Origin of the sequence: Parabacteroides sp. PF5-6, from assembly GCF_029504695.1 — a bacterium.
In the GTDB taxonomy this organism is placed as follows: Bacteria; Bacteroidota; Bacteroidia; order Bacteroidales; family Tannerellaceae; genus QVMG01.
Genome location: NZ_JAQFIN010000003.1, coordinates 111,695 through 126,890 on the forward strand (window position 1 = coordinate 111,695; position 15,196 = coordinate 126,890).

A 15,196-nucleotide genomic window follows, 5' to 3' on the forward strand; every position below is an offset into this window, starting at 1 on the left:
GTTAGTAGTTGGTAGTTAGTAGTAAGTCGCCGCAATGCGGTATTTCTTCTAACTACTAACTACCAACTACTAACTACTTATAAAAGCTTACAGCGATTTGAAATAAGCAATGGTTTTCTTTAATCCTTCTTCCAGTTGGATAGAGGGTTGCCAGCCATCGAGCTTTTCTTTGGCCAGGCTGATGTCGGGCTTGCGTTGGCGGGGATCATCGCCGGGAAGCGGGCAATAGACAATCTTGGAGGAAGTTCCGGTCAGGCGGATCACCAGATGTGCCAGTTCGAGGATGGTGAATTCATTCGGATTACCGATATTGACCGGTCCGGTAAAGGAATCATCGGTGCGCATCATGCGGATCATGCCTTCTACCAGGTCGTCGACATACTGGAAACTGCGGGTTTGCAAGCCATCGCCATAGACGGTGATGTCTTTTCCGCGCAACGCCTGCATAATATAATTGGAAACTACACGTCCGTCGTTGATACTCATCTTCGGCCCGTAGGTATTAAAGATACGCACCACCTTCACGGTCAGGTTCCCCTGCCGGTGATAGTCCATAAAGAGCGTCTCGGCACAACGTTTGCCTTCATCGTAGCAGGAGCGCGGCCCTACGGGATTGACATTGCCCCAATACGACTCGACCTGCGGATGAACGATCGGATCGCCATACACCTCACTGGTCGATGCCTGAAGCACCCGCGCCGAAGTACGCCGTGCCAGATCCAGCATATTGATCGCACCCATCACCGAAGTCTTGACGGTCTGGATCGGATCGATCTGATAATAGACCGGCGAGGCGGGACAGGCCAGGTTGTAGATCTCGTCTACCTCGGCAAAATAAGGGATCGTCACATCGTGACGGATCATTTCGAAATGGGGATCTTTAAAGAGATGGATGATGTTATCCTTTGAGCCTGTAAAGTAGTTGTCCAGACATATCACATCATTCCCTTCCTGGAGTAATCGTTCACATAAATGAGAGCCAATGAAGCCGGCCCCCCCGGTTATCAAGATCTGTTTCATTGAAGTATATTGTACCAAGCAAATTACACGGGGTAGAGATCCTCCCTACCCCTTTCTCGTGCAAATGTATAGTTTTTTATTTACACATACACTTTCCACATAGGATTTTCAACTCTCCTATCCTTCTTTTGTGTAATATTCACTTAGGATATCGCGTACCTTTTCCGGTGTGACTCGTCCGTACACCCGGTCGCCGATCATCGCTACCGGAGCCAAACCGCAAGCGCCGACACAACGCAGGCAGTCGATCGAGAACAAGCCGTCCTTTGTTGTCTCGCCTACCTTGATATCCAATTGACGTTGGAACTCATCCAAGACTTTTTCCGCACCGCGCACGTAACAGGCCGTTCCCATACAAACTGAGATCGGGTATTTCCCTTTCGGCGTCATCGTGAAGTAAGAATAGAATGAAACCACACCAAACACCTTTGATACAGGGATTTGCAGGCCGGAGGCAATCACTTCCTGTGCTTCCTTCGGGATATAACCCAATAGTCCCTGCGTCGCGTGCAAGACATTGATCAGTTCGCCCGGATCGTTATTGTAGCGGGCGCAGATCGCCAGCAACTCATCAGCTTTGTTCTTCGGCAGATGAGGACGGCGGTCGTGGTAATGCGTATGCAGGAGTTTATGCGAGAGCGGGCCACAGGGCTCACCCAGGTATTCTTTATACAAAGAGACGATATACGGATTCTCATGGCTCTTCCGCCGCGGTTTATCCCGGTCTTCCTGATAGAGGACGGAGGCACGCCGTTTGACCACATCGATATCACCGTGATGGAAAGGTTGTCCGCCACCGTTGATACAACCGCCCGGACAGGCCATGATCTCAATGGCATGGTAAGGCGAGGTGCCGTTTTTCACTTCTTCCATCAGTTGGCGGGCGTTACCCAGGCCGCTGGCGATGGCCAGTTTAACAGGGATGCCGTCGAAGTCGACCGTTGCTGTCTTCACACCATCCAAACCGCGGAGGCATTCGAAGTTCACGTCTTCGAGCGTTTTCTTTGTATGCACTTCATATGCCGTACGGCATGCCGCTTCCATCACGCCACCGGTTGCTCCGAAGATCACCGATGCACCGGTAGACTCGCCCAAGGGTTGGTCGAAGTCACTATCGGGCAGGTTCTTGAAGTCAATATTCGCATAGCGGATCAGGCGCGCCAATTCACGGGTATAGATCGATACATCCACATCGGGATTGCCATCCACCGCGAACTCCGGCCGTCCGGCTTCGTATTTCTTCGCCAGACAAGGCATAACGGAGACAACCACCAGGTCTTCCCGTTTGATACCCAACTTCTCGGCAAAATAACTCTTGGCGATCGAACCGAACATCTGCTGCGGACTCTTGGCGGTCGATAGGTGTTCTTTCTGATCGGGATAGTTCTTCTCTACAAAGTTGACCCATCCCGGACAACAACTGGTCATCAATGGCAGCTTCACTTCTTTGTCGCCCTTGAGGTGGCTACCCAAACGGCCCAATAACTCAGTGCCTTCTTCCATGATCGTCAGGTCGGCAGCAAAGTCGGTGTCGAACACATAGTCGAAGCCCAACAGGCGAAGGGCAGTTACCATCTTACCGGTCACCAACGAGCCGGGAAGGAATCCAAAGTCATTACCCAGTGCCGTACGTACAGCCGGAGCGGTCTGTACGATCACTGTTTTAGTCGGATCGGCGATCGCATCCAAAACGAACTGCGTATGGCTACGGCCACTCAGTGCACCCACCGGGCAAACCGCCACACACTGGCCGCAGAACGTACAGGTACTGTCGGCAATATCTTTATCGAACGCCGTCTGCACGGTCGACTCGAACCCACGGTTCACGGCCGAGAGCGCACCCACGGTCTGGATGGAGTTACACATCGTCTCGCAACGGCGGCACATGATACATTTACTCATATCCCGCACAATCGATACCGAGCGGTCTTTGCGGCTCGATACCTTCTTGCCTTCGTAGCGTACGTTGCGCATGTGCAGGTCGTAAGCCACGGTCTGCAGTTCGCACTTCTCGTTCTTGCTACAGATCAGACAGTCGCTCGGATGGTTCGACAGGATCAGTTCCATCACAACTTGCCGGGCATTCACTACGCGTGGGCTATAGGTCTTGACTACCATACCTTCCGTACACGCCGTCTTACAGGCCGGAGCCAGGTTGCGCCGTCCTTCGACTTCCACCACGCAGATGCGGCAGGCAGCCGGTTCGTTCTTATAATTAAACTCATGCAGATTCAGGTGGCAGAGCGTCGGGATGCGAATCCCTAACTTCTTGGCCGCGTCCAGGATGGTCGCTCCCTTTTCTACTTCTACAGGTTTTGTATCTATGATTAGTTTGATTGTTTCCATGATTCTTTAGACTTAGATGACATAAATGGCGTTGAACTTACATTTCTCCAGACAAGAGCCACAACGGATACACTCGGCCGAGTTGATCACGTGTGGTACTTTGCGTTCGCCGATAATGGCATGTACCGGACAGATCCGGGCACAGACCGTACAGCCTTTACAGTTCTCGGGGTTGATATAGAACTGCGTCAGCTTCGTACACTGATGCGACGGACAGCTCTTGTTCACATGCGCAATGTATTCATCCCAGAAGTGTTCCATGGTCGAGAGGACCGGATTGGGCGATGTCTGTCCCAGTCCGCAAAGCGCGGTATCTTTGATCACCGCTCCCAGGTCTTTCAGCATCTGCAGGTCTTCCATCTCTCCTTTGCCTTCAGTCAGACGGGTTAAGATCTCCAGCATACGCTTGTTACCCACGCGGCAAGGCGTACATTTACCGCACGACTCTTCGACGGTAAACTCCAGGTAGAACTTAGCTACAGCCACCATACAATCATCTTCGTCCATCACGATCATGCCGCCGGAGCCCATCATCGAACCGGCTGCCAATAGGTTATCGTAGTCGATAGGCAGGTCGAGGTGTTTCTCCGTCAAGCAGCCACCCGAAGGGCCACCGGTCTGTACGGCTTTGAACTTCTTACCGTCTTTTATTCCTCCACCGATGCCGAAGATCACTTCGCGCAGGGTGGTTCCCATCGGTACTTCGATCAGTCCGACATTGTTCACCTTTCCGGCCAGGGCGAATACTTTCGTGCCTTTGCTTTTCGGTGTGCCGATACTGCCGAACCACTCGGCGCCTTTCAAGAGGATCACGGGCACATTGGCGTAGGTTTCTACATTATTTACGTTCGTCGGATAGCCTTTATAGCCTTCCTCGCTGGGGAACGGCGGTTTGAGTGTTGCTTCACCCCGATGGCCTTCCATACTGTGGATCAACGCCGTTTCTTCGCCGCATACGAAAGCGCCGGCGCCGTAGCGGATCTCGATATGGAACGAAAAGTCGGTGCCGAAGATATTCTCGCCCAACAGCCCGTATTCGGTTGCCTGCTGAATAGCGATCTTCAATCGTTCGACAGCCAATGGATACTCAGCACGGATATAGATCAATCCTTTGTCGGCTCCGGTGCAATAACCGTTGATTGCCATTGCTTCAAGGATAGAGTGCGGGTCGCCTTCCAGGATAGAACGGTCCATAAAGGCACCCGGGTCGCCTTCGTCGGCGTTACAAACGACATATTTCTGGTCGGACACGACTTTGCGGGTGATGTCCCACTTCAATCCGGTGGGGAATCCGCCCCCTCCCCGGCCCCGCAGGCCGCTATCGATGATTTCTTTGATCACCGTCTCCGGTGTCATCTCGGTCAATGCTTTGCCTAAGGCAACGTAGCCGTCGCGCGCGATGTATTCATCGATATTCTCGGGATTGATAAAACCGCAGTTACGCAAAGCGATGCGGTATTGTTTCTTGTAGAACCCCATGTGCTTGGAGTCGGCGATATGTTGCTTCGTTTCAGGATTGACGTAGAGCAGGCGTTCTACCTTACGTCCTTTGATCAGATGCTCGCGAACGATCTCATCGGCATCGGAAGGGGTTACGTGTACATAGAATGTATTGTCGGGCACCATCTTAACGATCGGCCCTTTCTCGCAAAAACCGAAGCAGCCCGTACGTACGACCTGTACCTGCTTCTGCAATCCATATTGCAATACGGCTGATTTAAGGGAACTAATAATCTGTTCACTTTGGGAGGCACGGCAGCCCGTGCCGGCGCACACCAGAATATAATCCGTAAATGTTGTCATCTTATTTGTGTTTAAGTCTTCTTATTCAGGCTTTACAGCATCATAGGTAATAGGCATGATCCCATCCACCAGTATGCCTTTGTGGATGTATTCATTAATCAGTTCATCGGCTTTTTCTTTGGTTAGATAGCCAAAAACTAAGGGTTCTTTTCCCGGCAGCGTGATCTCCACCGTCGGCTCGGCATAGCAATAGCCCATGCATCCGGTCTGAGTAACCAGGGCATCGATCTTCCGCCGGTTTAATGTTTCAATAAAATAGTTCATGATTTCTTTTGCTCCGGAGGCAATACCACAAGTAGCCATAGACACCTTTATCTGAGGCATCAGTTCCGGATTGTTACTCTTCTCTCGCAAGTCCGTATCGGCGCGGAAGGCTTCCCGCATCTTGCGAAGATCGTCGAGGGTCTTCACTTTATTCATTTTAGTAAGTCGTTTAAGGTTATAAAATCTATCTATAATCGCGTAGTGCAAACATACGCATTCTTTTTCTTTTAACAGTAATCTCCAATCGAAAAAATGCAGGCCAAAAAAGGAAGAGATCAGCAGGGAAAAATCAGAAGAGTGGCTTAAAAAAAACACCAGAGGTACGTCTAAAATTTGTTAGAGGTACGTCTAAAATAATTTAGAGGTACGTCAAAAATAATTTAGAGGTACGTCAAAACAAAATTAGAGGTACCTCTAAATAATTTTAGACGTACCTCTAACGCAAAAAAGGGCTCGATCTTTGCAGAAAAAGACCGTAGAGGAGAAAAAAGAAGGATATGATGGGGAAATTAATCCGTACCGTAGCGGCTTTGTAGGACTTTGGAATGGGGCGGTACGTCGTGGGTGAGCCAGATGTTACCACCAACGACGGAGCCTTCGCCAATCGTGATCCGTCCCAGGACGGAGGCGTTGGAATAGATCGTCACATGATCTTCAATGATCGGATGGCGGGGGGTGTTCAAGGGTAAGCCTTCTTCATTCAAAGTAAAACTCTTTGCACCTAAAGTAACTCCCTGGTAGAGGCGGACATGGTTGCCGATAACCGTCGTCTCACCGATCACCACACCCGTACCGTGGTCGATACTGAAATACTCGCCGATCTGTGCTCCGGGATGAATATCGATCCCGGTCTGGGAATGGGCCATCTCGGTGATGATACGGGGAATAACGGGAACGCCGAGTTTCAACAAGGCATGGGCGATCCGCTGATGGAAGATAGCCAAAAGGCCGGGATAGGAAAAGATCACTTCACTGACGCTCGTTGCCGCCGGATCGCCATCCAGTATCGCTTTGACATCGGTCGACAATAGCTGTTTGATCCGCGCGATCTGATCGATAAAAGCAAGCGTGATCTCCGAAGCTCTCTCTTTGGAGTCACAACATTCCTCGGCTTCAAAGCAAAGACCGTAATAGATTTGTTTCTGCAAAAGATCATAGATTTTTTCCAGGTAGACACCCATATAATACGAAATGGTATCCGGCCGGGCTTCCTGCTCCGCCCCAAAGAAACCGGGGAAGATGACCAGGCGCAACAGATGCATGACTTCCCGCAGCGCATTGACATCCGGCGACACCTTCCGGTGTAAAGGAATAGAATGAAAGTCCGGATTGTCCACAGCCGACAAAGTCCGGACATGCTGTTGAATCTGCTCAAGTATCTTTGTTCGGTCCATGCGTTTTAGTTATCCCATCCCGGGTCGTAAGAGATCAGTTGGTTGCCTCCGATATATACTTTGGGATTCCGGTTAAAGCCGAACATACAATGCATCTTCCGATAGTCCACCGGGATCCGGACAGTGATCGTACTCCAACTATCATTGGCCGGATTATACTTATGCAGGTATCCCTGCTCATCGGCCACATAGATGATTCCGTCGATAACCGTTCCGCCGGCGGCTTTGTTGCCTCCCGGCATAGGAGACAATTCAGTCCATTGCTGTTCGGAGTCCCGGTAAACGAAAAAGCGGTTGCTGTGACTCGTCGGATCGCCTACCGCAGTCAATCCCAGACCGGCGTATAAGTTCCTATCGTTTTTCTCAAGCACAAAAGACAATACATCATACTGTGCTTCCGGCATATCCGGATTTCTCCGCCAGTTCGCCGGGAACACCTGGAAGTCCCAAACTTCATTGCTCACCTCTTCCGTCTCTCCGTTCCTGACGATGCCACCGACGACATACATGGAGTTATTATAAAAAGAAGCTGCCGTATTGTAACGGGGAGAAGGCGGATCATTATTGGGAACAATCTCCTGCCATTCCGTAAAGATGTGCGCATAAGTTTTGTTAGTCAACTGCTGATTGTCATCAATTCCTCCGAAGGTAACCACTACCGTTCCATTGTAGACAGAGGCGTGTCCTTTCAAACCGATATGTAAAGAAACGGGGGAACTCATGTTCTTCCATGAATTGTCTGCCGGATCAAACTCCCAGCATTCGCGCGACAACGAAGCTCCTCGGTTTCCTCCGATCAGGTATCCTTTACCTTTCTCCTGCACGCTTAGGTAGGTGGATGTGCCGTCCATCACATAGGCGGCGGGGAATGTGGTTTCCACCCCGTAAATCGGCGGTGTAAGCGTCATTTGCTCTTCTCCATACGAGGTTTCTCCCCGACTGTTCGTGGCATAAGCCCGCACATAATAAGTCGTTCCGCCCCGTCGGTTCACTACCCGGAAGCTTATATCTTCAAAGCCCGACTCCATTACGGTCGCGTTGGCAAGCGAGGGGTTGGGAGTCGTAGCATAAACAATACCCGAATTGGTTAATGTCGCATTGTACCCCGCATCGATCACTCGCCCGCCCATATCCAACGTACCACTCCGCGGTATGCTGATCGCATTGGTGACTACTGTCGGGGCATTGCTTCTCAACGTGAATGCCAGTGTATCACTGCCTACCGTACCGTACATATTCGTAGCAAATGCGGTAATATAATACTGTTTCTGCGGTTCTAAGTCCGTGATTTGTTCAGCGAATAGTCCGCCTCCTTCGCCTGAAAAAACAATAGAATCCGAAGTGGCCAATCCTTCTTTCGTCTGGCTGTAGACAAAACCTCGCGAGGTAACCGGCGCATCTCCTTCATCCGTCACGTTCGCACTGAAAGTAACATACGTTTCTTCCCGTTCCTGCATCAAAAGCTCCGTGATCAACGGCTTCCCGTCTGTTGTCGTGATCTTGACATCTCCACCTTCCGCCGTGCCGAAGTTGTTTTTCACATACGCCCGGACGTAATAGTCCGTATTGGGTTCCAGCCCGGTTATTTCCGTTTCAAACGTATTACCGTCTTCGCTTCTTGCCGCAACCGGATCGCTATACGTCTGGCTGGTTGTTTTCCGGTACTTAACGCCTTTCTCCAAGATCGGTCCTTCGCCATGATCGGTGATCTCCCCTTTCACAACCGCTCTATTGCCTCTGACAACCGGATCGCTCAATGTCCTCACCCTGACGATACCGGCGATGGTCGAAAACGCTTCCGCTGTAGTCTGACTCTCGCCAACCGCATTCTTTGCATACGCCAGTACCCTATAGTTCGTGGCGTCCTGCAGGTTATCAATGGTCAGAAAGAAAACACCGTCCGTTCCGTCGGTAACAGCCGAAGAAGAAGATTGAAGGGCTTCCCCTTCTTTATACCAAATGAAACCTTTCTCCGTAATTTTTGTGCCGTTGGCGCTTTCGATCTTGCCGTAGACCGTTGCTTTGGTTGCCGTGATATGGTGGCTGTTTAAGCTATCGCCCAGAAAGGCCAAGGTAGGTTTGGATGCACCGATCAGGTTGTCGGGCATCTTCGGATCTTCGGCACAACCTATAAGAAGTGTGACGAAGCATATAATCAGGCAAACGATATTTCGAATCAATTTCATCTTTGTTCTTTAATTAGAAAAACACACCTATGCCGGCATTTATATCTATATAGTCAAAGTTCATGGTATGACAACCGACGCTAAAGAACAGGTTCTTATAGCTAACCATCGCATCGGCTTCCACCATCGCTCCTTTGTACGAGTAAGTCCGGTTCTTGCACCAGATCTCTTCTTCTTCCGTCATCAACTGATTATCGCGCACCAGAAAGGGAGTCAACAGCGTGCGTTCGCCATAACCGGCTCCGACCGACAGGTGCAGCCAGGAGGTGGTTCTAAAGATAAAGCCGGCGGTCCCGGCAATGCTGTTCTTTCTGTTGTTCTTCGCCTGGTTGACGTAATAGGTCTTCCCCTGCTCGGTGTCCAATACATGGGAGATCTCCGTCCCTTCCGCGTTGCGGATCAGTTCGCATTCCTTATCGGCATTCATAAACGAGAAGTTCGAACGGACGCGGGCATACCATCCCATCTTGTTCTGGATCCCTCCGATGGTGATACCGAAAGGCATCTCTGTCGAGAAAGCATAACCGGCAAAGAAACGCATGGGGTCGCGCCGACTGACTTGTCTGTTTTCCAAGCCGTAGACCGGATCGGTCCGGGGCGTCTCCAGGTTCTTCTTTCGTTCTTCCCACGATAAGGCTTGCATCTCATTCTTTTCCGTGCCGATCCCTTCGCGGTAGAACAAGGCCAGTTGGCTGATTGCCGTCAGATCGTCAGTCTCGGCCAAAGTACTCAGGCAGGTATAACAACGTCCCATGATATTCCGCATCGAAGAGCGCATGGATGTATTCTCCAGCCAGATGGTGGTGAGTTGCCGGATACTATACATATCGCAATACTCGACACCTTCTCCATACCAGAACCGGGCATCGTAATAATCTTTTTTTGTCATGGCTTCATCCCCTTTTCTGTTGTACTCGGCGTATTGCTGCGCCTTCAGACAGAGAGGAAAAAGTATGATAAAGAAAAAGACAATGTATCTTTTCATAATGTTCTAATTAAAACTGGCCACACTTTCTTTAACCAATTTACCTTCTGAATTATAAATATCAAAGAGATCATCTTCACGGACAAATGCCAGTCCTTCCTCCGCCCTTTCCGCCGACAGGTACTTGCAGGGAATCACTTCGAGGGCTTCCGCGTTGATCGCGCCAAAGCGTAAGCTCGACTTTTGCCTCACCACAATCAGGCTACCCAAGGGCATTCGTTCTTCGTATAATGCTTTCCTTTCGGCTATTTCTTTCTCTTTCGCTTTACTGGCCGCTTCGTTGATCACCATGCCCAATAAATGATCGGCCGGTGAAAGTTCTCTCGCTTTCAGGAAATCGGCTTCCGCCGCTTTGAATTCTTCGCGTTGCATCTTTTCTCTTCCAGATGCAATCAGGGAGTCTAATGTTGCATTCAGATCCGGTTCCGGTTCTTCCGTACGCGAAACGACCGGTTCATTTACGGGGACCGTAGTGTTCGGCTGCGGCGTGTTGACCGGTTCCCGGTTTTCGGTTTGTTCGTTCGGCTGGGTTTCTGTTTCGCCGGGTTCTTCGGTCGGTTGAGCGGTTTGTCGCTCATCGGAAGTATCCAGTTCAGGGATTGTTTGGGAAGGATTCAATTCCGGCAGCTCTGTCTTCGTTTCTTCCTGTGCGACTGTTTTTCCTTTGTTACTGAAGAAGACCAGCGCAAAAGCAGAAAGTGTCAATACCAGAAGTACCGACAGCAACAACGCATATACTTTTCCATATTTTCTTTCGACCGGAAGGGGTTCTTCCACCGGATCGTTCAACAGCGTTTGTTCGCTTTCGTCTTCGATAGGCAATTTACTATTCCCCAGTGGATAGATCAAGGTTGTATCGCCTGCCGCCGAAGAGAAAAAGCGTGAGTATTCATCCGGCTTATCATCGGGCAGAGCCTTTTCTTCCGGTGGCGGATCGAGCTCATCCATCATCTCCTTAACGGTCTGATAACGATCGGTCGGCACCACTTCCATCGCTTTGATGATCACCTTTTCAGTCTTAGCGGAGATCTCCGGATTCAGGTCTGTAGGCAGGGCCAACGGGCGGGTGGCCCGAAGGATCGATTCGGTCGGGATCTTTCCGGTAAGCAGATTATACATCGTTGCTCCCAGCGAATACACATCGGGATAGGGCGAGAAGCTTTGTGTGCCTTCGTTATCGTATTGTTCGATCGAAGCAAAGCCTTTGGAGAGGGTCAGCATCGTTGTGCTGGTCTCCTGGTGGGGCGTATCGTAGCGTTTACTTACGCCGAAGTCGATCAGGCGGGCATTGTCCCGGCGGTCGATCAGGATATTACTGGGTTTGATATCCAGATGAAGGATATTGTTGTCGTGCACAAACTGCAGGGCCTCCCCGATCTGGTGTACATATTTCAAGACTTTGGCTTCCGGCAATACCCCTTCGCGCTCCATCATCTCTTTCAGGGAAAGACCGGAGATATACTCCATCGCAATGTAGGCAGTATTGTTTTCTTCAAACACTTCCAATACATTGACGATATTGGGATGATGCACATCGGAAAGGATCCGGGCTTCGTGGATCAATTTCTCTTTGAACTTATCGAATATGTTTTTACCGGTTTCCGAATGTACTTTTACAGCCAACGAACCCTCTTCCCGATAACAATAATCCTTAAAGAAATATTCTTTAATTGCTATCGGAACCTCCGTCTTCACAGTGCCCAAGGAGCCTTTTACCTCGGTAAACCACACCCCTTTGTAGGTGATACCAAAGCCCCCTTGACCAACGACATGTGTAAGACGATATTTACCCTTTTGAAGAAGATGTCCGTTCGGTAAATTCATAAGTTCAAACGTAATTTCATTGATTGGTCAAAATTACATTAATTATATAAAAGAATAAAATAAAGAGAGGATATTTTGCTTGATTCCTCCATGGTCGTACACTTGGTGAATGGGAATAATGTAAAAGGAGAAGTTATCCCGTGTCCGTCCGTTGCAACATTCCACCAACCGGTCTTTGATCACATCCGCCGGGCGGTCGGCCGTAAACAAGGGAGCAAGCGTCTCATTGGTAAGCGTTTCCAACACGCCGTCGGTACACATAAAGAGCACATCGCCCGCCTGTATATCGCGTAATAGCGTGACTTCGGCTTCCACCGGACGTTCTTTTCCCAGGATGGCTTTGAGGATGATATTTTTCTGTGGATGGGTTGCCGCTTCAGCAGGTGTGATCTTTCCGAGTTTGATCAGGGAGTTGACCAATGAATGGTCTTCCGTCTGATGCAGGATCACCCCGTCGCGCAGGTGATAGATCCGGCTGTCGCCGATATGCGCCAGGGTAACACCCGATTCTCCGATATAGACCAACGTCAACGTGGTAGCCATGCCTTTGGCATCGGGATGCCGTTCGATATAATCGTCGAAGCGGGCTTCGGCATACTGCACAGCTTTGCGGATGAACTCTTTCGTGGGCTCACCTTCCAGGAATGTGGAAAAATAAGATTGAATGGACTCGCAGGCCATACTGCTGGCCACTTCGCCTTTATCGGCTCCTCCTACTCCGTCGCAAACGATAAACAACCGCTGATGGGCTGCAACTGTTTCGGGCTGGGGATAGATCGAATCCTCATTGTTTAGTCTACCGCCTTTCTCACTGATAGCACACGGTTTACCAATAGTTATATTCATAACAGGCACGATTTATTCGTTGAAGCGAATAACCGTACGACCAATAACTATCTCGTCGTTATCGTTCAGTACGACTACTTCACCTTTTTCTAAGAAACTGCTATTATATAACGTATGATTTCGACTATTATTATCTGAAAGGTAATGTTTGTATCCACCTTTGGCATCTTTTTTTACTTCGATGCGGATATGCTCCCGGCTCATCGAGCGGTCGTTGGTAGCAATACCGAGGGTGGCGTTCGAAGCAGCCGACTTGCGGCCGATGATTGTGATGCCTTCGTGCAGGGGTAAGAGTTGTTCGGGCGTATCTCCGTCGGCCAGGACAGTCAGGCGACCCATACCTGTTTTTAAGGGCTGCACCAGGGTAGTGTCCGAACCGCTATAGGCATGTTTTTGCTCCCGGAGAATGGAGATGGGAATGGATTGTTTGCATTTGGGGCATTTAAATGAAGAGATGCCGGGGGGAAGCTTCCCCTCGTCAACCTTCAACCCGACATGACAATGTGGACACCGGACAGAAATCATAGAATAATGATATCAGAACTGTCTAAATCCAGACCGGACGACATGTCTAACATATCTGCATCGGACAACATGATGGTATCGTCGGACAGGGTGATGAAATCCGCACCCTCAAATCCTTCATCAATAACCACAGCGTCCAACAGCATATCGTCGTTATCCAAGTCTACGATAACGGCATCCGACCAGTCGGCCTGATCGCTGTCTATGGTTACGAATGTGTATTCCTCTTCGTGCATAATTTTATGTATACTAAATATTATCGGAACAAAAGTACGAAAAGCGATGGATTAATAAACGGGGAATTCTTTCTTATAATCAAAGACTTGGTATTATTGTACAAAAGGCATGGTTTAGCTTACGAACCCTCAGGCTTCCTCATCCGCCCATTTGGCGCGGCAGGAAGAGACGGGACAGCTTTTTCGGTTGCGGAGAGATTCCCAGGGGATTTCGCCCAGGAACGTGCCGCATTTGGGACAGACATAATCTATTTTAAACTGATTCACAAGATCTTGCAACTGCTGCGGCACCTTAGCCGACTGCCGTGCTCCCAGGTAAATCCCAACCGCAGGGGCACAGATCACAATAAATAGGCTGGCGCCAAACAATATCGAACTGCCCTTGCCCAGAAAACCTAAAACCACCCCGATCACACCCGGAAGCGCAAAAGGCAAAGACTGCATTAGTCTTATTTTGAATTGGTTAGATGATTGAATCTTAACCTTAGATTGAACATAATGATCGTACACTTCTTTCAAAATAGCGAACTCTTCACTGTAATCATTCTTGCTTTTCAGGATCTCGGGAAGGCTGATATGGCAACTGTCGCCCAAACGGATCTGATCGGTGGACGTAATGCGCTTCTTGCTGATCTGGGTATTATTGACGTACGTACCGTTAGTCGACGAAAGATCCTCCAGCAACCAGGTGCCCTCTTCGCGGATCAATCGGGCATGATAGCGGCTGACATGGGGATCGTTTAACACAAAATCATTGTCGTCTGCTTTTCCTATACGGATCATCTTTTCTTACTCTTTTTCTTCATTTTTACCCATTTCCTTCTCAAGCGTCTCTTTGAGTACTTTCAAAGGATCTTTCGAGATCACCAACTCCCGGGGTTTCCCTTCGTTCGACAATAACAAAAGCCGTTGTTTAGGTAAATTAATCTGCAATATATGATTTTTATTAATGATATGACTCTTCCCGACACGCATCAGAATGGCGTTGCTACCGGCCACCTGCCGCTCGAGCATCTCCTCTATTTTTCCAATATTGATCGCAAACGTAAACTGTATTCCGGTTGATAAAAGTAATTTGGTATAGTTCCGATCTGCTTCAAAGTAGAGTATTTGTCCGATCTTTATGCGCAACAGCTCATCTCTCGTCTTGATTATTAAGTATCGCTCCATACTGTTTTAATATTCAGTTAATCTTTTCAACAATCAGCAAAAGTACATTATTTTCCCGACCCAACAAAATAAAGAACCTTCACGTTTCAAAATACTTGACACAAAGGAATGCAAACGACCCCAATCGCCTCCGAACAGTGTTTTTCGTTTTTTTACTTGCATCATACAGGATTTTTTACATCATTGTAAATCAATACCATAACAGGGTGTAGACCACTGAAATCCCTGTATGATGTAAGTAAAAAAATGAAAAACTGTTTGGGTGATCGGTTTACCACTGTTTGCCGTTTGCATTTGTTAACACTCTCCATCAGACTACAAAAGCGACCTCCTCCATTGAAAAGGCCGCCGGAGTTTTCCAAAAGGCTGCCGGAGTTTTCCAAAAGGCTGCCGGAGTTTTCCAAAAGGCCGGCAGGGATTTCGAAAAGGCTGCCGGCCTTTGAACTCACCTTTGCTTGTCCGACAAAGCTTACTGAATTGTCGCTTTTTCCCAGGGTTTTAAAAGTGCTGATAATTGTCGACACTTGTGCTGATAATTATCGGCACTTGTGCCGACAGTTATCGGCACAAGTGTCGACAGTTATCAGCACTTTTATA

At 49.1% G+C, this 15,196-nt stretch carries 14 protein-coding genes and 1 pseudogene; all 15 read right to left on the reverse strand.

Annotation, left to right across the window (positions count from 1 at the left end; genetic code table 11):
* Positions 1-87 precede the first annotated feature (87 nt).
* Complete coding sequence (locus M2133_RS04685) at positions 88-1,020, reverse strand: UDP-glucuronic acid decarboxylase family protein (protein ID WP_277464835.1); 933 nt, start codon at positions 1,018-1,020, stop codon at positions 88-90.
* A gap of 117 nt (positions 1,021-1,137) precedes the next feature.
* Complete coding sequence (locus M2133_RS04690) at positions 1,138-1,644, reverse strand: NAD(P)H-dependent oxidoreductase subunit E (RefSeq protein ID WP_277465101.1); 507 nt, start codon at positions 1,642-1,644, stop codon at positions 1,138-1,140.
* A pseudogene (locus tag M2133_RS04695) lies at positions 1,618-3,366 on the reverse strand (NADH-dependent [FeFe] hydrogenase, group A6); the annotation flags it as partial. The pseudogene M2133_RS04695 and the gene M2133_RS04690, both read right to left, overlap by 27 nt.
* Positions 3,367-3,378: 12 nt before the next feature.
* Positions 3,379-5,169, reverse strand: coding sequence for an NADH-quinone oxidoreductase subunit NuoF (locus tag M2133_RS04700; protein ID WP_277464836.1), 1,791 nt, complete (start codon positions 5,167-5,169; stop codon positions 3,379-3,381).
* A 21-nt stretch (positions 5,170-5,190) separates the two neighbouring features.
* Positions 5,191-5,589, reverse strand: coding sequence for a (2Fe-2S) ferredoxin domain-containing protein (locus M2133_RS04705; protein ID WP_277464837.1), 399 nt, complete (start codon positions 5,587-5,589; stop codon positions 5,191-5,193).
* 353 nt (positions 5,590-5,942) lie between these two features.
* Complete coding sequence (epsC, locus tag M2133_RS04710; RefSeq protein ID WP_277464838.1) at positions 5,943-6,827, reverse strand: serine O-acetyltransferase EpsC; 885 nt, start codon at positions 6,825-6,827, stop codon at positions 5,943-5,945.
* 5 nt (positions 6,828-6,832) lie between these two features.
* Entirely contained in the window at positions 6,833-9,013 is a 2,181-nt protein-coding gene (locus M2133_RS04715; protein ID WP_277464839.1) for a kelch repeat-containing protein, read from the reverse strand.
* A gap of 13 nt (positions 9,014-9,026) precedes the next feature.
* Positions 9,027-9,998 carry a hypothetical protein gene (locus M2133_RS04720; protein WP_277464840.1) on the reverse strand — a complete coding sequence of 324 codons (972 nt, stop codon included), beginning with the start codon at positions 9,996-9,998 and terminating at the stop codon, positions 9,027-9,029.
* 6 nt (positions 9,999-10,004) lie between these two features.
* Positions 10,005-11,822 (reverse strand): serine/threonine protein kinase, encoded by a 1,818-nt coding sequence (locus tag M2133_RS04725; RefSeq protein ID WP_277464841.1) that lies wholly within the window; start codon positions 11,820-11,822, stop codon positions 10,005-10,007.
* 42 nt (positions 11,823-11,864) lie between these two features.
* The gene (locus tag M2133_RS04730) at positions 11,865-12,668 is read right to left on the reverse strand and encodes a protein phosphatase 2C domain-containing protein (protein ID WP_277464842.1); all 804 of its coding nucleotides are present in this window, start codon (positions 12,666-12,668) and stop codon (positions 11,865-11,867) included.
* A gap of 12 nt (positions 12,669-12,680) precedes the next feature.
* A complete protein-coding gene (locus M2133_RS04735; protein ID WP_277464843.1) occupies positions 12,681-13,193 on the reverse strand; it encodes an FHA domain-containing protein in 513 nt (170 codons plus the stop codon).
* Complete coding sequence (locus tag M2133_RS04740) at positions 13,190-13,429, reverse strand: hypothetical protein (protein WP_277464844.1); 240 nt, start codon at positions 13,427-13,429, stop codon at positions 13,190-13,192. The genes M2133_RS04735 and M2133_RS04740 overlap by 4 nt, the downstream gene beginning before the upstream one ends.
* Positions 13,430-13,558: 129 nt before the next feature.
* The gene (locus M2133_RS04745; RefSeq protein ID WP_277464845.1) at positions 13,559-14,212 is read right to left on the reverse strand and encodes an FHA domain-containing protein; all 654 of its coding nucleotides are present in this window, start codon (positions 14,210-14,212) and stop codon (positions 13,559-13,561) included.
* A 6-nt stretch (positions 14,213-14,218) separates the two neighbouring features.
* On the reverse strand, positions 14,219-14,599 hold the full coding sequence (locus M2133_RS04750) for a LytTR family DNA-binding domain-containing protein (RefSeq protein ID WP_277464846.1): 381 nt from the start codon (positions 14,597-14,599) through the stop codon (positions 14,219-14,221).
* Positions 14,600-14,760: 161 nt separating this feature from the next.
* Positions 14,761-15,123 (reverse strand): hypothetical protein, encoded by a 363-nt coding sequence (locus M2133_RS04755; RefSeq protein ID WP_277464847.1) that lies wholly within the window; start codon positions 15,121-15,123, stop codon positions 14,761-14,763.
* Positions 15,124-15,196: the final 73 nt, after the last annotated feature.